This is a genomic window from Paenibacillus aceris, assembly GCF_017874035.1.
Lineage (GTDB): Bacteria > Bacillota > Bacilli > Paenibacillales > NBRC-103111 > Paenibacillus_E > Paenibacillus_E aceris.
Map to the genome: position 1 here is coordinate 182,955 of NZ_JAGGKV010000007.1, position 21,833 is coordinate 204,787.

19 protein-coding genes are annotated in these 21,833 nt (G+C 50.8%); 10 read left to right on the plus strand and 9 right to left on the minus strand.

The features are described from left to right. Positions 1–11: 11 nt before the first annotated feature. Together glpK and J2Z65_RS15465 are read left to right on the plus strand one after the other, a co-directional pair. On the plus strand, positions 12–1,511 hold the full coding sequence (glpK, locus tag J2Z65_RS15460; RefSeq protein ID WP_167054694.1) for a glycerol kinase GlpK: 1,500 nt from the start codon (positions 12–14) through the stop codon (positions 1,509–1,511). A gap of 156 nt (positions 1,512–1,667) precedes the next feature. Then, on the plus strand, positions 1,668–3,359 hold the full coding sequence (locus J2Z65_RS15465) for a glycerol-3-phosphate dehydrogenase/oxidase (protein ID WP_167055001.1): 1,692 nt from the start codon (positions 1,668–1,670) through the stop codon (positions 3,357–3,359). Between the two features lie 96 nt (positions 3,360–3,455). On the opposite strand, the gene J2Z65_RS15470 is transcribed toward J2Z65_RS15465, so the two are convergent. Further along, complete coding sequence (locus tag J2Z65_RS15470) at positions 3,456–5,156, minus strand: hypothetical protein (protein WP_167054692.1); 1,701 nt, start codon at positions 5,154–5,156, stop codon at positions 3,456–3,458. 256 nt (positions 5,157–5,412) lie between these two features. On the opposite strand from J2Z65_RS15470, the gene J2Z65_RS15475 reads away from it, so the two are divergent. After that, positions 5,413–5,946 carry a GbsR/MarR family transcriptional regulator gene (locus tag J2Z65_RS15475; RefSeq protein ID WP_167054690.1) on the plus strand — a complete coding sequence of 178 codons (534 nt, stop codon included), beginning with the start codon at positions 5,413–5,415 and terminating at the stop codon, positions 5,944–5,946. A gap of 226 nt (positions 5,947–6,172) precedes the next feature. Beyond that, entirely contained in the window at positions 6,173–6,763 is a 591-nt protein-coding gene (locus J2Z65_RS15480; protein WP_167054688.1) for a TVP38/TMEM64 family protein, read from the plus strand. Between the two features lie 18 nt (positions 6,764–6,781). Here J2Z65_RS15480 and J2Z65_RS15485 read toward each other — a convergent pair whose 3' ends face one another. The 6 genes from J2Z65_RS15485 to J2Z65_RS15510 form a co-directional block, all read right to left on the minus strand. Next, the gene (locus J2Z65_RS15485; RefSeq protein ID WP_167054686.1) at positions 6,782–7,903 is read right to left on the minus strand and encodes an ATP-binding protein; all 1,122 of its coding nucleotides are present in this window, start codon (positions 7,901–7,903) and stop codon (positions 6,782–6,784) included. Between the two features lie 124 nt (positions 7,904–8,027). Beyond that, positions 8,028–8,762 carry a DUF421 domain-containing protein gene (locus tag J2Z65_RS15490; RefSeq protein WP_167054684.1) on the minus strand — a complete coding sequence of 245 codons (735 nt, stop codon included), beginning with the start codon at positions 8,760–8,762 and terminating at the stop codon, positions 8,028–8,030. Positions 8,763–8,812: 50 nt separating this feature from the next. Beyond that, positions 8,813–9,664, minus strand: coding sequence for an SDR family oxidoreductase (locus J2Z65_RS15495; protein ID WP_167054681.1), 852 nt, complete (start codon positions 9,662–9,664; stop codon positions 8,813–8,815). A gap of 68 nt (positions 9,665–9,732) precedes the next feature. Continuing rightward, positions 9,733–10,233 carry a DinB family protein gene (locus tag J2Z65_RS15500; RefSeq protein ID WP_167054679.1) on the minus strand — a complete coding sequence of 167 codons (501 nt, stop codon included), beginning with the start codon at positions 10,231–10,233 and terminating at the stop codon, positions 9,733–9,735. A 69-nt stretch (positions 10,234–10,302) separates the two neighbouring features. Then, the gene (locus J2Z65_RS15505) at positions 10,303–11,238 is read right to left on the minus strand and encodes a helix-turn-helix transcriptional regulator (RefSeq protein ID WP_240159573.1); all 936 of its coding nucleotides are present in this window, start codon (positions 11,236–11,238) and stop codon (positions 10,303–10,305) included. Positions 11,239–11,247: 9 nt separating this feature from the next. Beyond that, on the minus strand, positions 11,248–11,799 hold the full coding sequence (locus tag J2Z65_RS15510) for an NUDIX hydrolase (protein WP_167054677.1): 552 nt from the start codon (positions 11,797–11,799) through the stop codon (positions 11,248–11,250). A gap of 130 nt (positions 11,800–11,929) precedes the next feature. On the opposite strand from J2Z65_RS15510, the gene J2Z65_RS15515 reads away from it, so the two are divergent. Together J2Z65_RS15515 and J2Z65_RS15520 are read left to right on the plus strand one after the other, a co-directional pair. Continuing rightward, the gene (locus J2Z65_RS15515) at positions 11,930–13,375 is read left to right on the plus strand and encodes an amidase family protein (protein ID WP_167054997.1); all 1,446 of its coding nucleotides are present in this window, start codon (positions 11,930–11,932) and stop codon (positions 13,373–13,375) included. Positions 13,376–13,461: 86 nt separating this feature from the next. After that, entirely contained in the window at positions 13,462–14,286 is an 825-nt protein-coding gene (locus tag J2Z65_RS15520; protein ID WP_167054675.1) for a hypothetical protein, read from the plus strand. Positions 14,287–14,365: 79 nt separating this feature from the next. On the opposite strand, the gene J2Z65_RS15525 is transcribed toward J2Z65_RS15520, so the two are convergent. Continuing rightward, positions 14,366–15,595: an aminopeptidase gene (locus J2Z65_RS15525; RefSeq protein WP_167054673.1), complete on the minus strand. Its 1,230-nt coding sequence runs from the start codon at positions 15,593–15,595 to the stop codon at positions 14,366–14,368. Positions 15,596–15,679: 84 nt separating this feature from the next. Here J2Z65_RS15525 and J2Z65_RS15530 point away from each other — a divergent pair, with 84 nt between their 5' ends. The 4 genes from J2Z65_RS15530 (at position 15,680) to J2Z65_RS15545 (ending at position 20,432) form a co-directional block, all read left to right on the plus strand. Continuing rightward, entirely contained in the window at positions 15,680–17,341 is a 1,662-nt protein-coding gene (locus tag J2Z65_RS15530) for a glutamine--tRNA ligase/YqeY domain fusion protein (protein WP_167054671.1), read from the plus strand. Between the two features lie 194 nt (positions 17,342–17,535). Beyond that, positions 17,536–18,240 carry a response regulator transcription factor gene (locus tag J2Z65_RS15535; RefSeq protein ID WP_338111605.1) on the plus strand — a complete coding sequence of 235 codons (705 nt, stop codon included), beginning with the start codon at positions 17,536–17,538 and terminating at the stop codon, positions 18,238–18,240. Further along, positions 18,234–19,652, plus strand: a complete 1,419-nt coding sequence (locus J2Z65_RS15540) for a sensor histidine kinase (RefSeq protein WP_167054667.1) — start codon at positions 18,234–18,236, stop codon at positions 19,650–19,652. The genes J2Z65_RS15535 and J2Z65_RS15540 overlap by 7 nt, the downstream gene beginning before the upstream one ends. A 63-nt stretch (positions 19,653–19,715) precedes the next feature. Further along, positions 19,716–20,432, plus strand: a complete 717-nt coding sequence (locus tag J2Z65_RS15545) for a hypothetical protein (RefSeq protein WP_167054665.1) — start codon at positions 19,716–19,718, stop codon at positions 20,430–20,432. Positions 20,433–20,603: 171 nt separating this feature from the next. Here the strand turns inward: J2Z65_RS15545 and J2Z65_RS15550 are convergent, their stop codons facing one another. Continuing rightward, entirely contained in the window at positions 20,604–21,710 is a 1,107-nt protein-coding gene (locus J2Z65_RS15550) for a winged helix DNA-binding domain-containing protein (protein WP_338111603.1), read from the minus strand. Between the last annotated feature and the right edge of the window lie 123 nt (positions 21,711–21,833).

Sequence of the window (21,833 nt, forward strand, 5' to 3'; positions counted from 1 at the left end):
GAGGTATCACTATGGCAGCAGCCGCTTCCTATATTCTTTCGCTGGATCAGGGGACGACAAGTTCCAGAGCGATCTTATTCAATCAAAAAGGGAGCATCGTGCACACGGCGCAGCAGGAATTTAAGCAGCATTTTCCGAAGCCGGGCTGGGTTGAGCATGATGCGAATGAAATATGGCTGTCGATTCAGGGCGTGATGGCGGCAGTTTTGTCGGAATCAGGCGTGCAGCAGACGGAGATCGCGGGTATCGGCATCACCAACCAACGGGAAACGGCGGTAGTCTGGGATCGGCACACCGGGATGCCGGTTTATCATGCGATTGTATGGCAGTCGAGGCAGACGGCCGAAATTTGTGAAGCGCTTAAGGCGCAGGGGCTTAATGATCTTTTTCGGGAACGTACAGGACTTTTAATAGATGCTTATTTCTCGGGGACCAAAATCAAATGGATTCTCGATCACGTGGAAGGCGCCAGAGCGAAAGCGGAACGGGGGGAGCTGCTGTTCGGCACGATGGACACTTGGCTGATCTGGAAGCTGACAGGCGGCAAAGCACACGTAACGGACTATTCTAACGCTTCGCGAACGCTGCTGTATAACATTCACGAGCTGAAGTGGGATGAAGAGCTTCTTGCCCATCTGGACATCCCGGCTTCCATGCTGCCTGAGGTTCGGTCCTCTTCGGAGGTGTATGGGCATACGCAGGAAAGCTTCTTTTTCGGTTCAGCGATCCCGATTGCGGGCGCGGCAGGCGATCAGCAAGCGGCTTTGTTCGGGCAGGCTTGTTTTGAAAAAGGGATGGCCAAGAACACCTATGGCACCGGCTGTTTTATGCTGATGAATACGGGGAATTACGCGATACCTTCGCGCAGCGGCCTTTTGACTACTATTGCTTGGGGGCTGAACGGGAAAGTCGAATACGCGCTGGAAGGCAGTATTTTCGTAGCGGGTTCGGCGATTCAGTGGCTGCGTGACGGGCTGCGGATGATCAAAGCGGCTCAGGACAGCGAGTCTTATGCGCTGCGTGTAGATTCAACGGATGGTGTGTACGTCGTTCCAGCTTTTGTCGGTTTGGGGACGCCTTACTGGGATAGCGACGTGCGCGGCGCGATTTTCGGGTTGACGCGAGGGACGTCGAAGGAGCATTTTATCCGAGCTACGCTGGAATCCCTAGCTTATCAGACGAAGGACGTACTGCAGGCGATGGAGGATGATTCCGGCATTCAGCTGACGAAGCTGCGGGTCGATGGCGGCGCGGTGAAGAATAACTTCCTGATGCAGTTCCAAAGCGACATGTTGGGTGTTCCGGTGGAACGCCCGGTCATTAGTGAGACGACGGCGCTTGGCGCAGCTTATTTGGCGGGATTGGCGGTTGGTTTCTGGAAAGACCAAGCGGAGATCGCGGCGCAATGGCAGGTGGATGAGGTCTTTGGGCCTGTGATGGAAGCGGAGCGGCAAGAAAAGTTGTATAGCGGTTGGAAAAAAGCGGTCGATGCCGCGATGGCTTTTAAATAATTTTGGCAATCATATATATTACAAGTTAATATTCGGCTGGAGACTAGGAGAAGCCACAGCGGCCTGCATGTGAGAACGTGCTGGGTTTGTTGTGGTCTTTTCTTTTGATATTCGAAGGGAGAGAGTGGGATGACAGAGATGACAGAGACGAATGTGATGACACATCATTTTAGCGGGTTAGAAAGAAAAGAAAAGCTGCAAGCCATGTCCGAGCAGACGTTTGATTTAATCGTAATCGGCGGGGGAATTACCGGAGCGGGTATTGCGTTGGACGCGCAAAGCAGAGGGCTTCGCACGGCGTTGATTGATATGCAGGATTTTGCCGCGGGGACATCGAGCCGGTCGACGAAGCTTGTGCATGGAGGGCTGCGTTATCTGAAGCAGCTGGATGTGAAAGTTGTCGCGGAAGTCGGCAAAGAGCGGGCGATTGTTTATGAAAATGGACCGCATGTGACGACACCGGAGTGGATGCTGCTGCCTTTTTACAAAGGGGGTACATTCGGCAAGCTCTCTACATCGATAGGTTTGCGGGTGTATGATTTCTTGGCAGGAGTTAAGCGAGCGGAGCGCCGCAAAATGTTCCGTCCTCAGGAAACGCTGGGGCATGAACCGCTTTTGAAAAAGAAGGACCTGAGGGGCAGCGGTTATTATGTGGAATATCGCACCGATGATGCGCGGTTGACGATCGAGGTAATGAAAAAGGCTGTGGAGCTAGGCGCTCAGGCCGTGAATTACGCCAAAGTGGAAGAGCTGATTGTGGAAAACGGCAAGTTGGCCGGCGTTCGGGTAGCGGATCAGCTGTGGGGTGATGGCTTAAGCAGTAAGAAAACCTACTCGCTGTATGCGAGCAAGATTGTGAATGCGGCAGGGCCTTGGGTGGATACGCTGCGCGAGATGGACCATTCCAAGAAGGGCAAAACGCTCCACCTGACCAAAGGTGTGCACCTGGTGTTTGATCAGAGCAAGTTCCCGCTGCGGCAGGCGATTTATTTCGATACGCCGGACGGGCGGATGGTGTTCGCTATTCCGCGTGACGGCAAAACGTACGTGGGCACCACGGACACGAACTATACCGGGGATATCGTAAATCCCCGGATTACGGCGGCAGATCGCGCGTATGTGCTGCGTGCCGCAAACGAGATGTTCCCAACCCTTGGCTTGACGGAGGCTGACGTGGAGTCGAGCTGGACCGGGCTGCGCCCGCTGATCCATCAGGAGGGCAAAGATCCTTCCGAGATTTCGCGCCGCGATGAAATCTTCGTGTCGGACTCCGGCCTCATTTCGATGGCCGGGGGCAAACTGACCGGCTACCGCAAAATGGCGGAGACGGTCGTGGACAAAATCGCCGCCATGCTGGTGGCGGAGGGAGTAGTCTCGGCGGCTGCGCTGTCGCCGAGCCGTACTCGCACGCTGCCGATTTCCGGCGGCGATGTCGGCGGCTCCGCGAAGCTGGAGCCGTTCTTGCAGGGCAAGGTCAGCCAAGGCCAACGGCTGGGGCTGACTCGTGCGGAGGCTGCGCTGCTGGCGCGGCGGTACGGCTCCAACGTGGACGCCGTGTTCGCCTTGTTGGCGCAGTACGGGGATGAGGCGGAGCGCCGGGGGATGCCAGCCTCTGTGCTCGCTGCGCTCGTGTACGCGATCGAATGCGAGATGGCAGTAAAGCCGGCGGACTTCTTCATCCGCCGCACGGGGGCCCTCTTCTTCGATATCGCGTGGGCACGGCAGTGGAAGGCGCCGGCGGTCGCTTTCATGGCGGAGCGCTTCGGCTGGGATGAAACGCAGCGTGCGGCTTACACCACCGAGCTGGAGAAGCTGCTGCATGAGGCAGTGAACCCGCTGGAGGCATGAGCTCGAGCGGGGTGGGTTCAGTGGCCGGACCTAAGGTATTCCAAAACAAAAAAAGCTGCTCTCGCCTAAGCGAGGGCAGCTTTTTAAATTAGTTGATTAGGCCTTGCTTGGTGTGTAACCAGGTGTGTTGATAATATCCGCAAGCTTCGAAGCCCCTTCGGAGTAATACTTATTGGCGTCTTCTTGCGTTGCGCGATGCATGGAAACTTGGAAATCAAGTTCCTGTCTAAGGACGTTCAGAATTTTCTCTTTTAGCTCGCCTGGATCCAAGCTAGCTGCCGAAGCTACAAGGGTTTTACCTTGACGAAGATCTTCAAGCACGTCTTTCTCTTCCTTTTTACCGAAAACAGCAGTGTCGTTGACTACGCGATTGACGCGATAATCGATTAGTTTTTGCAGGTCCGCTTGAACTTCAGCAGACTCAGGTTGGTAACCAGGCGTGTTGATAATATCCGCAAGTTTGGATGCACCCTCGGAGTAAGACTTATTAGCATCCTCCTGTGTTGCACGATGCAATGTAACTTGGAAATCAAGTTCCTGTCTAAGAAGACCTAAAATTTTGTCTTTCAGTTCGCCTGAATCCAATCTTGCTGCTGAAGCAACAAGCGTTTTGCCTTGGCGAAGATCTTCACGGACATCGCTCTCCTCTTTTTTACCGAAGACAGCTGTATCATTGATCACTCGATCAATACGAGTTTGAACTACTTTCTGCAGATCCGCCTGAACTGCAGCAGATTCAGGAGTGTAACCAGGCGTATTAATGATATTCGCGATTTTAGAAACAGCTTCCGCATAGGATTTGTTAGCATCTTCTTGCGTTGCATGACCCATAGCCACCACGAAATCAAGATCTTGTCGAATTACGTTCGAGATTTTTTCTTTCAATTCGCCTGCATCTAAGTTAGCTGCCGAAGCGACAAGAGTTTTGCCTTGAAGCAAATCCTCCCTAACGTCTTTCTCATCTTTTTTAGCGAAGAAAGCAGTATCCGTAACAACATGGCTAATCCGGTTAGCAACAAGTTTACTCAAATCGATAGCTGCTGATTTCACACTATCAGGGTTATAGCCAGAAGTGTTCATGATCTCGGAGAGTTTACCAGCGCCTAGTGCATAGAAACGATCAGCATCCGCTTGAGATACTCCATACGTGGAGACCTGGAATTGCAGATCTTGTTTAAGCAAGTTCAACAAATCTTCTTTTAATTCACCTGGATCTAAAGACGCTGCAGACTGAACGAGTGTTTTACCTTGACGAAGATCATCCGAAACGTCGTTTTGATCTTTTCTCGCAAAGCTAGCTGTGTCCCGCACGACATTGTCCAAACGATTCATGACAAGATGAGCCAAGATTGCGTTGCTGTCAGCAGAAGGGAGCTTATCACCTTTCGTTATTAAGATGGAACCCAACTGTTCATTAAGAGCTGTTTCACTGGCTAAAGCTTCGTCATCTGAAAGGAGCCCATAGCTGAGTGCTTTATGTAAATCAAAAGTAATGATAGGTGTCAAATCAGTAAGCAGATCAGCGCTGCTAACTCCGGTTGCTTCCGGCAAGGTGCTGCCAACAGCAAGAGCGTCTCTAATATCGTCCTCGTCTTGGCCTGTGGCTTGAGCGGCATCTTTAGCAAGAATGGATAAATGATAGTTGATGAGTTGGCTTGCAAAAGAATTTGCTTGCAAAGTCGCTTTTGCAGGAACGGCCTCGTCAGCGAAAGCTTTGCCTGCAGTCAGGGCAGAACCTGACAGCAGAAGCGCGGCAGCCAGTGTGCCTGTTGTTAAAAGTTTGAATGATTTTTTCACTTGGAACATCTCCTTCGGATATATAAAAATAAAAATCCACTAACGACATTACGTTAGTATTTATCGTTAACAACGTTGTTAATGATAATAATATAAATCCGTGCAACTGTATTGTCAATTGTACATTGTGAAAGTTTACACAATGTTCACAAAATCGATTTTTGTCAATATTTCGACATTAAAGTTGACTGACCGTTTTTTTTTGACTATGATTATCAGTGGTATCTAAATTTTTCACAGAGAGGGAGAGTAAGGGATGGAACAACATGAACAGACTTTCTCTGAGTGGAAGCAAAATATTAGCGATTTTATGTCACTGAATTATGAAAAAAAAGGATTTAGCCCGCTTGTTGGGAAAATATTTGCGCAGCTTATGTTCGCTACAGGCCCCCTTAGTTTACAGGATATTGTAGAACAACTTGGCGTTACCAAAGCCGCTGTCAGCATTCAAATACGCAATATGGAAAGAATGGGCATGTGCAAGAAGATGCCTTCTAATAATGACCGAAGAGATTATTACTATGTTTCTGAAAGCTATAGTCTGAATCACGTTCGCAAAATCGTGCAGGATTTGGAGTTATTTCATAAATGGGCGGAGAAAACCGTGCAAGAGATCCCCAAGATTGAAACCTGCAGTTCCGAGCAGCAGGAATCGCTGGAGCATTTTTCACAAAGGTTTTCGCTGATAGCTGCGATGTATGATATGCTGCACCCCATGATTAAGGAAGTAGAGCAGAAATGGGAGCAGTGTGTATCGGATCGTAAGGGGGCTATCGACAAGAAAACATAAAGTCTATCGTAACCGTTTACACGGATTCGGTGGGCTTTTTTTGTCCAAATTTGCAAAGTTGGAAAAGGGCTGTCCAGCAGGTCATTCCTGACCTATTGCGACAGCCCTGTTTTCCTTGTTGGTGCTTGCTCCCAAAACGTGCTCCTATCTTACAAAATGTGCTATCATGCTATAGACGGCGGCGCCTCCGCCATTCATTACTGCCAGCAAAGTAGGTGTGTCCCCTATGGGATTGACAGAGCTTCTGTCCTATATGACGGAAGAGAATTTGGCCATGCTGGTCGATAAATACCGATCACTGGGCCCTTTACCCGGTCTTCTTCTTCCTTTTATGAAATCGTTCATTCCGCCTCTGCCGACGCTTGTTATCATTAGCGTTAATGCAGCTGTATATGGACTGTGGCTCGGCTTTTTGTACTCATGGATCGGAATTGTGGGCGGCTGCTTGGTGACGTTTGCGATTGTGAAAAAAGTGGCCGGCCACCCCTATTTAGTTCGGTGGTCGCAAAAGCCTAAGGTGCAGAAAAGCCTGGTTTGGGCTCGCCGGCAGGCTTTTAATTATGTGTTTCTGCTCAGTCTTTTTCCAGTGGGGCCATTCGTTGTAATCAATATGGCGGCAGGGTTAGTAGGGATGAGATTTCGTTCATTTCTGGTAGCTGTTCTCGCTGGCAAAGCGGTTATGGTGATGTCGGTTTCTTTTATCGGCTATGATATTCACCGGTTCATAGAGAACCCGTTCCGGCTTCTCTATGTTGTTCTATTCGTAGGAGTTTCCATGGTGTTAAGTAAGAAAATAGAGAAACGATTCTCGCATTAATAGCAGCGGCCGCTGAGTTTAGTCGACTAGTACCTGTAGCTTTAGCTTCGGATACAGCGCTGAAAGCTCGGCGGCTTGTTTTTGCAGCACAGGAAGTTCGAAGCTTTTATCAAAAATGTCCCGATCCGGCTGGAACGTTAACCTCGTCCCTGTCTCTTTGGTGATGCCGACCGTCTGCAGCTCGCTTTGCGGGATGCCATGCTTGTAGTGCTGCTCGAACACTTTGCCGTCACGGCGAATTTCGACCGTTAGCGAGCGGGACAGTGCGTTGACGATCGGCATGCTGATGCCCTTTTCACCGCCGGGGGCGAGGAAAGAAGCGCTTGCGCTTAGGCGGCTCATATCCGTGAGCACAGCTTGCACGCGAGGCTGCTGGTCCGGCAGTGCTTGCACGGGGATGCCCCGGCCGTTGTCGGCGACGGTTACGCTGCCGTTCCGGTGCAGGAAGAGACGAACCTCCGTGCAGGTGCCGTGCAGGTGCTCCAATAGGCTGTTCTCCACCACGGCCCATAGAAGATAATGCGGATCGAAGGACGCGCTGGCGTCGGGTGAATCCCCTAAGTAGGAACGCGCATCATTTCGAACCTCGTACATATCCAAGTAGTCGCTGGTATCCATGAAATCCGATGTGGCTGCAAGGAGCAGCAGCAGCGGAAGCACACGATGACCAGGGATGGCGTATTTGCCGCCTCTTTCCTCCTGCACTAAGAGGTCGGCTCCAGCGAGGGCCTTCATATGATGATAAAGCTGCCCCGTTGTGCCCATGTTCAGGCGTTCGACGAGCTCAGGACCGGTTAGCGGCTCCTGCAAAACCGTTCTTAAAATATCCAAGCGCTGCTTATGTCCTAAAGCGGCAAGGATTTTGGCAGCTTTATCGCCATCCAGTTCTAGAAGCTGATCCGCCTCTCTCTCCTGGGGCTCCCACCGATAATGGGATTGCCCGCTTTGGAACTGCCCTGAGTAGTAAACTCTTCCTTGTTCTTTGTCCGAGTGCTGCGCCTGCTCCTGCTGCAAGTGCTGCTTGATGATCCTGCCTGATTGTTCCTTTACAGGCATGAAATCTTCCATAAGTTGCTGCAGTTTGTTCAGTTGATCGCGCATCTCATCTAGTTCGGCTCCATAATCCCTTGGTGTAGTCATAAAGATCACCTCATCTAATTATTTAAATACGTAATTACGTAATTAAATAATACCATTGTCGGTGGTAAAAGTAAATAGTGCGGCTAGGTGAACAGCCCGAAAATAAAAAAAGGACGAACACCCCTCAGTTAGGAGTTAGCTCGTCTTTTTCTTTCGAAACCGTTTCCGTATAGACCCGTATTTGATCTTGATCATCAATGGTGGCTAGCACGACATTCTCCAAATCAGCATGTGCGGCGTGAATCTGGGACTTTAACCACACCATGTCCTTCCCTTGCTCAGCCAGCATGCCAGTATTCGTCGTACCTTCGACAATGATCGGTTTTACCAATGAGAAGGAGGACGTGGGGATGGACATGTCCTTGGGCGTAACCGGTTGATATTGTGGCTCAAGGAACACAGAAATGATTCCCCCCGGCTCCCACAGGGCAAGGGCGACTTTATTGATATCCTCAATTTGTTGTTTTCTCAGCTCAGAAAAAAGGTGGTCCACAGAAATGCGGGCTCTGCGCAAGTTTTTCAGCATGATTTTCCCGTGCTCAATTAGCTTCAAAGGCGCCGGGTCCAGAAAGTGCTTCAAAAAGTTCCACTTTAAACTTAACCATGATGTGAGGACGTACAGGATGACAAGCACGATGGTGGAGATCATGGAGCCGGTTAACGATAAATGCTCATCGGAAAGCGGATGGGCGACGATGTTCCCCAGAATAAGAGCGATGGTGAAGTCCAGGAATCTAAGCTGGGAAATGGAACGCTGTCCGAGTAATTTGGCGGCAATGAGCAGGAAAAAGTAGCCTACAACGGCTCTCATCACCCATTCAGCACTAGTAAGCGATTCCTGACTATGAAAGAAGTCCAATCGAAGTCACACTCCGTGCATCAGAATCGTAAGCTCCGATTATTCTCCCCTTATTTTCCAGAATCTAACCCGACTTCCCGCTCGCTCCATGCCCAGAAACGGCCGGCAAATGCATCATCCTTAGCCTTATCCGAAATAGGGGCGATCTTTTTCTTGTAAAAATATTCGCCGCTAACCGCACTTACATCCGGGCTGGATGCCAAAAAGATAGCCGTCTCTGCGCCCTGCGCCGGCGTTAGGAAAAAAGGCCGCATCATACGATGCACGGCCTTGCCGAACCCGGTGTCCCGATCGACACCGATATTCGTGCCTACCGCTCCCGGATGCAGCGAATTCACCGTTACGGCTGTGCCGGTCAGACGTTTGGCCAGCTCGCGCGTAAACCAAATATTTGCTATTTTGGACTGCGCATAGCCTCTCCACACACGGAACCCCCGGGTTAGGTGGGGGTTATCGAAGTCGAAGCGCCCTATTTTGTGGGCGCCGGAGGACACGTTCACGATCCGCCCCTGCGGGGCGCGGGTTATGGCTTCTAGCAGGAGCCGGGTCAGCAAGAAGTGGCCCAGGTGGTTAACGCCAATCATCGCTTCAAAGCCGTCGGACGTGGTTTGCCGTTTCACGGTGACAACGCCTGCGTTGTTCACCAGCACGTCCAGCACCGTGTGCTTGGCGAGGAAGGCACTAGCGAAAGCGTGTATGCTGGCTAGTGAGCCCAGATCGCAAAGCATAAGCTCGATCTGCTCCGAGCCGCTCTGGCGGCGTGCCTCGGCAAGCGCCTGCTCGCCCCTTTGCCGGCTGCGGCACAGCATGATCACATGTGCGCCCTTACGAGCGAGCTCCACGGTTGTAGCCAGTCCCATGCCGGAATTAGCACCGGTTACGATAACGGTTTGATTGTGCATATGACTCCTCCTTGGACTTTTCTTCCATTATAGCTGATGGAAGGTCGCAAGGCTCGAGTTGTTCGTCATTAAACTAGCGGCTGCATGCCCCGTTCCAACCAGTCTTCGCGGGTTGGTCCGTATACATCCGGCACGCGCAAGCCGGCCTGACGCATTAACACGATCATTTCACCACGGTGGTGAATTTCATGCGAGATGAAGATACGCAGCGTTGTTGCATTGAGCCACATTTCGCCATACATGTCGGTGGACTCCGCGAGCTTGGCATCTGTCCACTGGGACTGGATGGCGGTGGTCAGTGCGGCCGCTTGGGCTCGGTAGGCATCGGCTATGGTCTTGGCTGAGGAAGGTGCATGCTCTTCGCCTTCAGGCGCTTCAAAGGACAAGCCCATGCGAGAAGTCATTTCGTGGATCGTTGTGGCGATATGCCAGGCCAGTTGTCCGAGCGAGCGGAAGTCCGGCGCTATTTTCTGGGTAAGGGAAGCATCTGTAAGCGTGTCGAGTACGCGCTGTGTCGCTTGGGATTCATTGTTCCATTCATTCACAAAATCTTGAATTGTTTTAAACATAGGGAAATCCTCCTTAGATTGGATATACCCTCAGTATAGACAAACATGACTGACATCATAGTGTCAGTGTTAGGTATAGAGCTGAACGATTTTTTCAGCTTTTTCTTTAATAGCTGCCGCCAGATGAGCGGGCTCAAGAATCCGCATGCCGGGACCGAAGCCAAGCAGCATATTGTGGAGCCATGGCTCATCCGGCTGCTGGGCGGTAATCATCATGGAGCCGTCCGCCTGATAAGCGATCTGCTTCGGTTGGAAATAATCTTCAACCTGCGCCTGAATACTCTGCTGCGCATGCAGCACCATGGTGATCAGGGTAGAGGGATCCCTTTTGCCCCAGCCGTAGTGGAACGGTTCTATAGCTTCTGCTCTTCGTTCAAACGTATCGGAAAGCACCTCAATTTCCTTCATGCGGGATAGCCGGAAAATACGAAAATCTTGACGAAGCAGGCAGTAACCGTACATATACCAGCCAAATCCCTTGGCTACGATGCTCATAGGCTCCGCTGCGCGAACGGATTGTTCACTTTGGGAAGAAATATATTGAAAAGAGATCTGCTTCGATTCTTTAATCGCGCCTCGGAGTACTGTCAACTTTTCCTTATCCTCGCTGCCTCGGCGCCATGGGTTCATATCAATGATGAGCTGATCATCCAGCCTGGCTGCCGTGTTTTGCTCCGATTTGGCCACGAGCGCTCCGACCTTATCGAGCAGGTTGCCGATTTCCTGGTCGCCGACCGTGGATCGGATCCCTTTTAGCCCGACGATGATGGATTGCAGCTCTTCCAGCGACAGGAATTGGCGCTCCAACCGGTACTGATCCATAATTTCATACCCGCCGCTTAACCCGGCAAAGGATACGACAGGGATCCCAGCTTGATTAATGGCTTCCACGTCCCGGTATATGGTTCGCAAAGACACTTCAAAACGGTCCGAGAGCTCCTTGGCGCTTATTCTTCTACGATTTAATAGCAGCATGGTAATGGCAAGCAAACGGTCGATTTTCAAAAAAACACCTCACTGATTCAAATACGTTTCATTCGCAAAACCTTGTCCGGTGAGAAGGTTAATGGCATGTTCAAGAATGGTTCTATCCCGTAAAACCATAAATTTAGCTGAATAACGATGGCATTTCAACAGAGAATCATTCATTGCCTCTAATGCTTGATCCAGCGTCATCCAAGCTGCCGACATTCCCAGCCGCAGCTCATTCTCCGTAAGCGTCGGCGCACTGGAAAGATGATGCGCTTTGGCTATATAGCAGTAGGAAAGCTGCATAAAACCATTGCGGTTCTTATGCTCCTCAATAATGCCTAACGCATGCGTAATTTCTGCGCCATATCCGGTTTCTTCCTTGATTTCACGTAAAAAGGCCGCCTCCGGTTGTTCGCTATTCTCGATCCCGCCGCCAGGCAGCTTGTACAGATCAGACTCTGACATGTACATCATCGCGACATGCATCTGGTTATCGATCAAAATGCCCCTCGACGCATAGCGAGATACCCGATCCATAAATTGCGGCTCGCCGCCCAGCATATCGCTGTCCGTTATTCGTTTGATCACTTGCATGAGGATCACCTGCCTTATTTAGAAGAGCGGAAAAGACCCGCTGGAATGTATTCCAAAAATACCCACACAAAGAGTATAGTATAACACAGGTAGTCATGTCTCGAATCTTACAGGAGGCGATCAAAATTGTCTGAAAAAACCGGAGGATTGGATTGTAGAAGCCGATATCACTACTTTGCAAAAAGCGATGGAAGAGGGTGAAATCCGTGCTGCCGAGCTGGTTGCTTTATATGTAAAAAGGATTGAAAAGTACAACAAGCACATTAACGCAGTATTGGAAATCAATCCGGATGCGCTCCAAATTGCGCAAGAGCTTGATGATGAACGCCAAAAGCAAGGAAGCCGAGGGCCGCTGCATGGCATCCCGATCCTGCTTAAAGATAATATCGATACAGGTGACCGCATGCATACGAGTGCGGGGTCATTGGCCCTAGCGCAATCAATTGCAGCGGAAGATGCTTTCATTGCCGCCCAGCTGCGGGAATCCGGAGCTGTACTGCTAGGAAAGGTAAATATGACGGAATGGGCCAATTTCATGTCTGGGCCGATGCCATCGGGCTATAGTTCCAGAGGCGGGCAAGTCTTGAACCCATATGGCCCGGGACGGTTCGAGGTTGGCGGGTCCAGTTCAGGATCCGGCGCTGCGACCGCAGCCAGCTTTGCAGCAGCAGCAATCGGGACGGAAACATCCGGCTCTATTGTGAACCCTGCTCATCATAACAGCTTGGTCGGCCTAAAGCCGACTGTGGGGTTGCTCAGCCGTACCGGCATCATTCCGATCTCTCATTCGCAGGACACGCCGGGGCCGATGACACGAACAGTTACCGATGCGGCACTGCTGCTTGGCGCGCTGACTGGCGTTGATGCACGGGACCCATTGAGTCTGGCCGGTGAAGAGAACGATCACATACAGGTTGACTATACAACCTTTCTCGATGCCAAAAGCCTTCAAGGCGCAAGAATCGGCATTCCCCGATGGTTTTATAAGGATTTGAATGACGAGGCGCGACTTATTGCCGAAAATGCCATCCATGTGCTGCGTGAGCAGGGTGCGGTTGTGATTGACCCTGTATCGCTTCCATGCGAGCAGGCGGAATGGAATTATGAGGTGCTGCGCTATGAATTCAAAAAGGACCTCAACGACTATTTAGCCAAGCTCGATGCCTCTGTCCCTGTGCATGCTTTACAGGAGGTCATTGCATTTAATAGCGAACACGCAGAGAAGGCTCTGGTCTATGGACAAAATACACTGATTTGGTCGGAAGAAACAAGCGGTACGCTGACGGAGGAGGAATATCTCCGCAATTTGGCTCATTATCAGGAGCTTACCCGTGCCCGCGGCATTGATCTTGTGCTCGCAGAGCATCAGTTGGATGCGCTGTTTTTTCCTGGCGATGAAGGCTATGACATTGCTGCTCGTGCAGGCTATCCGCTGCTGAACGTACCTGCCGGCTATACAGCTGAAGGGCCGATGGGCGTGATGTTTTCCGCAGGGGCTTTCAGCGAGGGAAAACTGCTGGCCTTGGCGTATGCTTTTGAGCAGGCGACGAAATATCGTCGGCCTCCTATTTTGTAAGACATCTGACTCTCGCATACATCTTGGAAAAATTTGAAATAATAAGCCGTATTCAAATCCAAGATTAAGGGAGTATGATGATTCACATGTTTCAAAAAAGCGCTAAAATAGCCCTGTACACAGCGGTGATCGGCCTGCTTCTGGGCTGTCTATCCTTCGGGGGACAGGGCGCGGTCCAAGCGGCAAATAACGAAGAGCTATCCCCTCCACCGCCTGCCCAGCAGGGGCAGCTCATCCAGACCCGCGAGATTGACGTGACCGGTGATGGAGTGCGGGATAATGTGGCCCTCATCGGTTCGAAGATGGACATGAATAGTCCTTACTATGACAAACTTTTCATTGTAGTAACGAGCCCAGGTCAAACCCAGGTCGTTATCCCTCTGCAAGGGGGCTATAATCCGAACATGCAGTTCTGCGATTTTATCGGGGAGAAACTGCCTCAAATTTACGTCTCCGCGGAAAACGGAGGAAGCGGCGGGTTATCGACCTTTTATATGTATTCGCTGAAAAATAATGTACCGACGGCGATCCCACTGCCTGCGCCGCTACGCGTCTACGCCACGTTTAAGGATAACTATGTGGTGCAAATGAAGATCGAAGAGACCGGGAAATCGTTCAAAATCGACATTAAAGACCGGAAAGACGACTACGAGCAGTTCGGCGTGTATCAAAACGGCAAGGTCGTCAAACCGATTATTGTCAACGTAGATACCTACAGCCTCTTGATACCAGTGGATAAGAAGGGCGATGGCAATTGTGAGCTGAAGGGTGTGCAGCGAATTACCGGTATTGCCAACGCGGATACACTCGGCTACGTTACCTCCGTATGGAAATGGAAGAAAGGCAGATGGATACTTAAAGAGTCTGCTGTTGTCAAGACCTATTCGTACAACAACCGCCTAGAGCATTAATCTAAAAAGACCGCCATGTTAAGGAGCCTATTCTCCCGATTTGGCGGTCTTCTTGTTGTGAGGCTATGACTTGCGGTGTTTAGACCCAGTTGCCTTTGCGGAACAAAGGCTCGCGCGACCCGTCGTCAGATAAGCCATCGATTTCCATGTCGGCTGAGCCAATCATGAAATCGACGTGGATTAAGCTTTTATTAAAACCATTCTGAGCAAGTTCTTCAGCACTCATGGCAGTTCCGCCCTCAATTGTGAAAGGATAGGAGTTACCTAACGCAATGTGGCAGGATGCATTCTCATCGAATAAGGTATTGTAATAAATCAAACCGGAGTTTGAAATCGGCGAATCAAACGGCACGAGCGCGACTTCGCCCAAATAACGAGCGCCTTCGTCCATATCGAGCATTTTGTTCAATACTTCTTGCCCTACTTCGGCGGTCGCTTCTATGACTTTGCCGTTCTCGAATGTGAGCGTAAATCGATCGATGAGAGAGCCTTGATAGCTCAAAGGCAGCGTGCTGCGTACGGTTCCGTTCGTACCTGTTTTGGCAGGCATGGTGAACACTTCTTCGGTCGGGATGTTCGGAATGAAGAATGTGCCGCTTTCGGTTTCGCTCCCTGCGGCAACCCATTGGTGCTTGGGCGCAAGCTCTATGTACAGATCCGTGCCTTCTGCTTTGAAATGAAGCTGTTTGTACTTCTTGCTGTTCAGCATGTTTTGTTTATCGGTCAAAGTCTTAATGTGCTGATTCCATGCGGCAACCGGATCTTCTTTGTCCACGCGGGTAAGTTTAAAAATCTGCTCCCAAAGCTTATGAATGCGCTCAGCTTCGCCCAAATTCGGAAATACCTTAGCGGACCATTCCGCTGTAGGATAGGAAACCATCAACCAGCTGACTTTATTGTTGCGCATATAGTTTAGGAATCCCTCACGCGCTGTAGCTGCGGTTTTGCTGGAAATGGCCACACGCTCAGGGTCTACATCTTTAAGCAAATCAGAATTCGGCGCATAAATTTGTAAAAAGGCTGCGCCGTTCTTGGCCATTTCTTCAAGGCCGTTAGCCCGCCACATCGGGTACTCACGAAGTGTGGACTCCGGGGCGTGTTTTAGACGCAGTGCCTTCACTTCATCGTCATCCCAATCAATGACGACGTCTTTGGCGCCTGCATCGTACGCTTTTTTAGTCAACTTCCTCACGAAGTCCGCACATGAAATCGGTGTCATAATAACGACCGTTTGATCTTTTTGTACGTTTAATCCAACACGAATTGCAAGTTCTGCGTATTTATCCAAATAATGCTCAAATGTCTCCATCGCTCGGGCTCCTTTATATTTTAGTAACTTTTAGTGTATGATAGAAAATAAAACTTTAACCATTGGGAGAAAGGCTGGCACAATATGGAAACGAAGACTCCAACGAGCACCCCGTCCAATTTCATTAAGAATATTGTAATCGAAGATTTGAATTCAGGCAAAGTCAGCCAGATCGTAACCCGATTCCCACCAGAGCCGAACGGATACCTTCATATAGGGCATGCGAAGTCAATTGTTCTAAATTTTGAATTGGCGGATGAGTTCAAAGGGCTAACGAATCTCCGCTTTGATGATACGAATCCTGTCAAGGAAGATACGGAGTATGTGGAATCCATTAAATCTGATGTCGAGTGGCTTGGTTTTAAATGGGACGGTCTCTTCTTTGCTTCGAATTATTTCGAGGAAATGTATAACCGTGCGGTGATTTTAATTCGCAAGGGATTGGCCTACGTAGATGACCAAACAGCGGATCAAATTCGTGAAAGCCGTGGTACATTGACCGCGCCCGGTACCAACAGCCCGCACCGTGACCGCAGCGTGGAAGAAAACATCGCGTTGTTCGAACGTATGCGCGCAGGGGAATTCAAAGATGGCGAACGCGTGCTTCGCGCGAAGATCGACATGTCCTCGCCGAATATCAACTTCCGTGATCCGGTGATCTATCGTGTGGTTCATGCGCACCATCATAATACGGGGGATGCTTGGTGTATTTACCCGATGTACGCTTACGCTCATCCGATTGAGGATGCAATTGAAGGCGTCACGCATTCCATCTGTACGTTGGAGTTCGAGGATCAACGCCCCTTCTACGATTGGGTGATCCGCGAGTGCGAAATGCCAAATGTTCCGAGACAGTATGAATTTGCACGTTTGAATCTCACGAACACGGTGATGAGCAAAAGAAAACTGAAACAGCTCGTGGACGAGAAAGCCGTTGACGGTTGGGACGATCCGCGGATGCCGACCATTTCCGGACTGCGCCGCAGAGGCTTTACGGCAGAAGCGATTCGCAATTTCGCCCGTGAAATCGGTGTTGCCCGCAGCAACAGCACAGTCGATGCGAAGATGCTGGATCATTTTATCCGCGAGGATTTGAAATTGAAGGCGCTCCGCACGATGGGGATTCTCAATCCGCTCAAAGTGGTCATCACCAACTATCCGGAGGATGGCGTTGAGATGCTGGATGCCGAGAACAACTCGGAGAACCCTGAAATGGGCCATCGCCAAATTCCATTTTCCCGTGAGATCTACATCGAGCAAGAAGACTTCATGGAAAATCCGCCGAACAAATATTTCCGTTTATTTCCCGGCAATGAAGTGCGCCTGAAGAATGCATACTTCATCAAATGCAACGATTTCGTCAAGGACGACAACGGCAAAGTGATCGAGCTTCACTGCACGTATGATGTGGAGACGAAAAGCGGCAGCGGCTTTACAGGCCGTAAAGTGAAAGGCACGATCCACTGGGTAGATGCGAAAAGCGCCGTACCTGCGGAGTTCCGCCTGTATGAGCCGCTCATTCTGGATGATCAAGAGGACGAGAATGCCTCCTTCTTGGAAAACTTGAACCCGAACTCGCTGCAAATCGTGCAAGGGTTCGTGGAAGCGGGCATGAAAGAAGCGAAGCCGCATGATAAATTCCAGTTTTTCCGCCACGGCTACTTCAACGTAGATCCGAAGTATACGACAAGCGAGAAACTTGTGTTTAACCTGATTGTTTCGCTGAAGAGTTCGTTTGAAGTGTAATGTTTGAGGGTAAATGTTAGAGGGAATTATTAGGGGGAAATCCTAGCTTAGGCTAGGATTTTTTTTGTTTTGTTTGGGTGTTGGGAGGGGGGGAGTGAGAGCAAGAGACCACATTTCCGCAAATTATTAATTTTTTGTTCACAAATATCCAGTATGATGGAGTCATAGATCCTATGTTCAGGGGAGTGTGCCGTGTGAAAACTGTTTTGGTGGTAGATGATGATCAGAATATATGCCGCATCACGAAGCTGTATTTGGAGAAAAGCGGCTACGCGGTAGTGACCGCAAATGACGGCGAGCAGGCACTCACGCAGTTTGAGCAGCTGCAGCCCGACTTCATCGTGCTGGATATTATGCTGCCGAAGCGGGACGGCTGGTCGGTGTGCAAGAAGATCCGCGCGATGAGCGATGTGCCGGTTCTGATGCTGACAGCCAGAGGGCACGTGGATGAGCGGATTGAAGGTTTGCAAATGGGAGCGGACGATTATTTGGTCAAGCCTTTTGACCCGAACGAGTTGGTCGCGCGTGTGACGACGATACTCCGTCGAACGTTGACTCGGACAGAAGCGGCGTCTCCCTCTCATATTTATGAAATCGGCAGTCTGCGCGTAGACGCGCTGTCCCACGACGTTACTGTGGAGGGCCAACTTGTCGCATTGCCCAAAAAAGAGTACGAGCTGCTGCTGTTTTTCATGCGCAATCCGAATCAAGTGTTCACTCGGGAAGACCTCATTGCCAAGATTTGGGGCTGGGATTTTGAGGGAGAGGACCGCGTTGTGGACTTATATATTAAACGTTTGAGACAGAAGCTCAAAGCGCTCACGGAAAGAAAAGTGGACTGGAATATTCGGACGGTTTGGGGTATCGGCTACAAGTTCGAGGGACCTGATGCATGCTGAACTCCTTTTACCGCAAGCTATTATTTATTTACATGTCCATTACCATTGTGTCGATTTTGGCAATTTCGGGCACGATCGGCTACTCCATGAAACAGAAGACGTATGACCGCAGCGAAAAGCTCCTGCTGGAAAAGGTCGTGCAAGTCGATGAACTGGCCAAGGAGCTGTTCGATGGGTCCACACTGCTCAAGGACTTCCGTAAGCAAATAAGCGCAATAGAGAAATCGTCTAACGTTCGCGTAGCTCTCATTAAGCATCCTAAAGTAAATTTGGATAAAATCCAGGCGATCGGCGAGTCCCCGGCACGCAAAGAATGGGTCGACAAGGTGCTGGCGGGGAATCAGGTGACGGTGCGGAGCAATTTTACCCAAAACAGTACGGTAAAAATGCTGATTGTCGGGCGGCCTGTGCTGCAGGAGAACCGCGTGGTCGGGGCTATTTTTCTGTATACGCCAATTATGGATATTCAAGGGACGATCAACGATATCAACCGGGCGATCTATGTTTCGGCGATATCGGTCGCGCTGCTCGCGATGGCTGTGCTGTACTTTGTTTCGCGGCATTTTGTGAAACCGATTCAGCTCATGAGCAAGACGGCGGAGGCGCTGGCTTTGGGGGATTTTAGCGGAAGGGTCCCTGTCAGGGGGAAGGACGAAATTGCCTCGTTGTCAGGATCGCTGAATCGTATGGCAGGTAAATTGCAGAAGGTCGAAGAGGGACGCAAACGTTTTCTCTCCGAAATATCCCATGAACTGCGAACACCGCTCACGACTATTCGAGCTTCACTGCAGGGAATAACAGATGGCGTTGTAGAGCCGGAGGATGCGAAAGAGTTCATTCAGGTTTCCCTTCAGGAAACATTGCGGCTGAGCAGCTTAGTGGATGATTTGCTGGAGCTGTCGTCTTTTGAAGAGAAGCAGGTTAAGCTAAGCTTTCAACCAATGGACGTGTCCGAGGTCATAAGTCTCGTCGTCACTCAGCTGAAAATGAAAGCCAAATCCAAACAGATTGAACTGAACTCGGATGCCGAAGCGCCGTACATGGTGCATGGGGATGCCGACCGGCTGAGACAGGTATTCATCAATTTGCTGGATAACGCCATTAATCATATTTCAGAGGGTTCAGAGGCGGGAATTCGGGTGAAAGCGGTCAGAAACGAGCGTTGGATTGAAGTATGGGATAATGGTCAGGGGATTGCGCCTGAGAAGCTGCCGCATCTATTTGATCGCTTCTATAAAGCGGATGAAAGCCGTAATCGCTCCGGTGCGGGCCTAGGTTTGACGATTTGCAAACATATCATAGAAGCCCATAACGGTTCTATAAGGGTAGAGTCCAAGCTTGGGACGGGGACGGTTTTTAAAATATTTTTGCCGGCTGCGTCGGATTCGCCCCATGACAAACTTATGACATAATTATCCGTTAAGATAGGGTTCGTAAGGTAAACATAACCATAGACGAACCAAGGAGTGATACTTATGTTGAAAAAATTAACAGGACTAGCGTTGGTAGGTGCGATTGCATTAACCGTTCCGGTGGCGGCATTCGCGGCGGAGACGCAAGGGAGCACTTTCCATCCTTTGAAACAATTGCTGCAGGAGAAAGCGCAAGCTTTTGGCTTATCGACCGATGGTAAAACGAACGAACAAATCAAAGCCGATCTGAAAACGGCAAGTGCAGCCAAACGCATCGAGCACTTGAACAAAGCGGCAGCGAAGCTGGGCATCGCTACGGACGGCAAAACGGCCGAACAGCTGAAAGCCGATATCCAGGCAGCCGTACTGGTAAAACTGCAAGCAAAAGCGACTAAGCTGGGCATAAGTACGGATGGGAAAACGAACAAAGAACTGAAAGAGGCGCTGAAAGCGGCTGCACAAACAAAACTGCAAGCAAAAGCGTCTAAGCTCGGCGTAAGTACAGAAGGCAAAACGAATAAAGAGATCAGAGAAGCGCTGAAAGCAGCGGAATTGTCGAAACTGCAAGCGAAAGCAACTGCGGCAGGCATCGCAACCGACGGCAAAACAGCAAAAGAGATCCGCGCAGCGCTCAAGGCAGGTAAAGATGCGAAGAAATCCGCTGCTTTGAACAAAAAAGCCGAGAAATTGGGCATTTCTACGGAAGGCAAAACGGCCGAGCAGGTTTTTGCGGAAGTGGAAAGCGCGCTGAAAGCGAAATGGGAGAAAGCGGCGAAATAAGTTGGGTGAAAGAGAACTACAGGGCGCTATTTGAGCCAAATGGGCCAATTTCAGGGGTGAAACGCCGAATTATCGAAAAATAGAGGATCATAGTTCCCAATCACGGTTCGTGTTCGCAGCCGAGAGGGGCTGTCTCGAAGGGTTGTTCCTGACCTTTTGGGGCAGCCTTTTTTAGCTATAGTGAATTTCCCTTGATTCAGCCTCAGGGGCATGAAAGGCCATTAAACCCTCTGCTTCAGATCGGATAGCCTCGCGCTCTTCACTAGAAATCGGGCGGAATAACGTAATGGTCAGAACTGCTGATTTGCGCTTTTGCGTGATGGACCAAATGCCGCTGACAAAGCCGTCAATAAGCAGCGCTGCGCGAATGATGCCGTTGACCGTAAACACCCGATGCTTCGCCTCATCCTCCATGATGCGCGTGCGATCGTCGTAGGAGAGAAGCATATTATCGAACTCCCCTAGGAAGCGAGGCGGAGCCGGGACGCTAGCGTCCGGCCGCGGCGCCTCCGGCAGGTCGAACAGCTCATTTCCCTGCTCATCGCGGAAGGTGAGCACACCGGGGCGCAGCCGCTCCAGCACCTCGCGCAGCCGGGTGAGCCCGGACCATACCTGCATATCCTTGACGGAAGCAGGTCCAAAAGCCGCCAGGTAGCGCAGCACCATGGCTTCCACGCTAGCCCCGTCCGCCAGCGGTCGGCCGAGCCACGCCTCCGCGGTCGTATGGGCCGCCTGGCCAGAGGCGCCCCAGATGCCGCGCGGCGGCACCTGAACAAGCGGCAAGCGGCAGCGCACCGCTTGCGCAAGGGCAGTGGCGTCCTGCTGCGGCCACTGAGCACCAAGGCGCTTGCCGAGCTCACTCAGCGTGAGCGGCTGCGCCTCCAACAGCGCTCGCCCGGCATCGGCAAGCGCGTCCAGGTCCAGTTCGGCAAGCTGCTTGCCGAACGCGCCTTGCAAGCCGTGATCCTGCACGGCTTGCAGGATTGGGCGCAGCGTCACGCAGTCGTCTGCCGTGACGAGGTGGATCGTTGAGCGCATCAGGGCGATGCGCACGATGCTTCTATCCATGATGAGCTGCGACAGCTGCTCATGGCGGAAGTTTCGCAAGCGGGTCCACAACCCGATATAAGGTGGGTTGGGGGCTTGCGCCTGCAGGCCGACCAGGTGCCGGACTGCCGTCAGGACGGGCATGTCTGATCGTTGCAGCAGCAGCTGCCGGGCCAGGAGAGCGCGGTTCAGGGCGCGGCGGCTCAGAATTTTATCCGGATGTTCGGTCACGTACATGCCTCCTACAGCATTTTTACTCCAGTATATAGAAAACCCACTGACAGCATCATGTCAGCAGTGACAACTCCCAATAATTGTATAATATTGTAAGATTATTGTATAAAAATGTAAATT

Bases quoted from the DNA above. Each gene is read 5' to 3' on its own strand.
- glpK (WP_167054694.1), top strand. From the start codon at position 12: ATGGCAGCAGCCGCTTCCTATATTCTTTCGCTGGATCAGGGGACGACA.
- J2Z65_RS15465 (WP_167055001.1), top strand. From the start codon at position 1,668: ATGACACATCATTTTAGCGGGTTAGAAAGAAAAGAAAAGCTGCAAGCC.
- J2Z65_RS15475 (WP_167054690.1), top strand. From the start codon at position 5,413: ATGGAACAACATGAACAGACTTTCTCTGAGTGGAAGCAAAATATTAGC.
- J2Z65_RS15480 (WP_167054688.1), top strand. From the start codon at position 6,173: ATGGGATTGACAGAGCTTCTGTCCTATATGACGGAAGAGAATTTGGCC.
- J2Z65_RS15485 (WP_167054686.1), bottom strand. From the start codon at position 7,903: ATGACTACACCAAGGGATTATGGAGCCGAACTAGATGAGATGCGCGAT.
- J2Z65_RS15495 (WP_167054681.1), bottom strand. From the start codon at position 9,664: ATGCACAATCAAACCGTTATCGTAACCGGTGCTAATTCCGGCATGGGA.
- J2Z65_RS15500 (WP_167054679.1), bottom strand. From the start codon at position 10,233: ATGTTTAAAACAATTCAAGATTTTGTGAATGAATGGAACAATGAATCC.
- J2Z65_RS15510 (WP_167054677.1), bottom strand. From the start codon at position 11,799: ATGCAAGTGATCAAACGAATAACGGACAGCGATATGCTGGGCGGCGAG.
- J2Z65_RS15520 (WP_167054675.1), top strand. From the start codon at position 13,462: ATGTTTCAAAAAAGCGCTAAAATAGCCCTGTACACAGCGGTGATCGGC.
- J2Z65_RS15525 (WP_167054673.1), bottom strand. From the start codon at position 15,595: ATGGAGACATTTGAGCATTATTTGGATAAATACGCAGAACTTGCAATT.
- J2Z65_RS15530 (WP_167054671.1), top strand. From the start codon at position 15,680: ATGGAAACGAAGACTCCAACGAGCACCCCGTCCAATTTCATTAAGAAT.
- J2Z65_RS15540 (WP_167054667.1), top strand. From the start codon at position 18,234: ATGCTGAACTCCTTTTACCGCAAGCTATTATTTATTTACATGTCCATT.
- J2Z65_RS15545 (WP_167054665.1), top strand. From the start codon at position 19,716: ATGTTGAAAAAATTAACAGGACTAGCGTTGGTAGGTGCGATTGCATTA.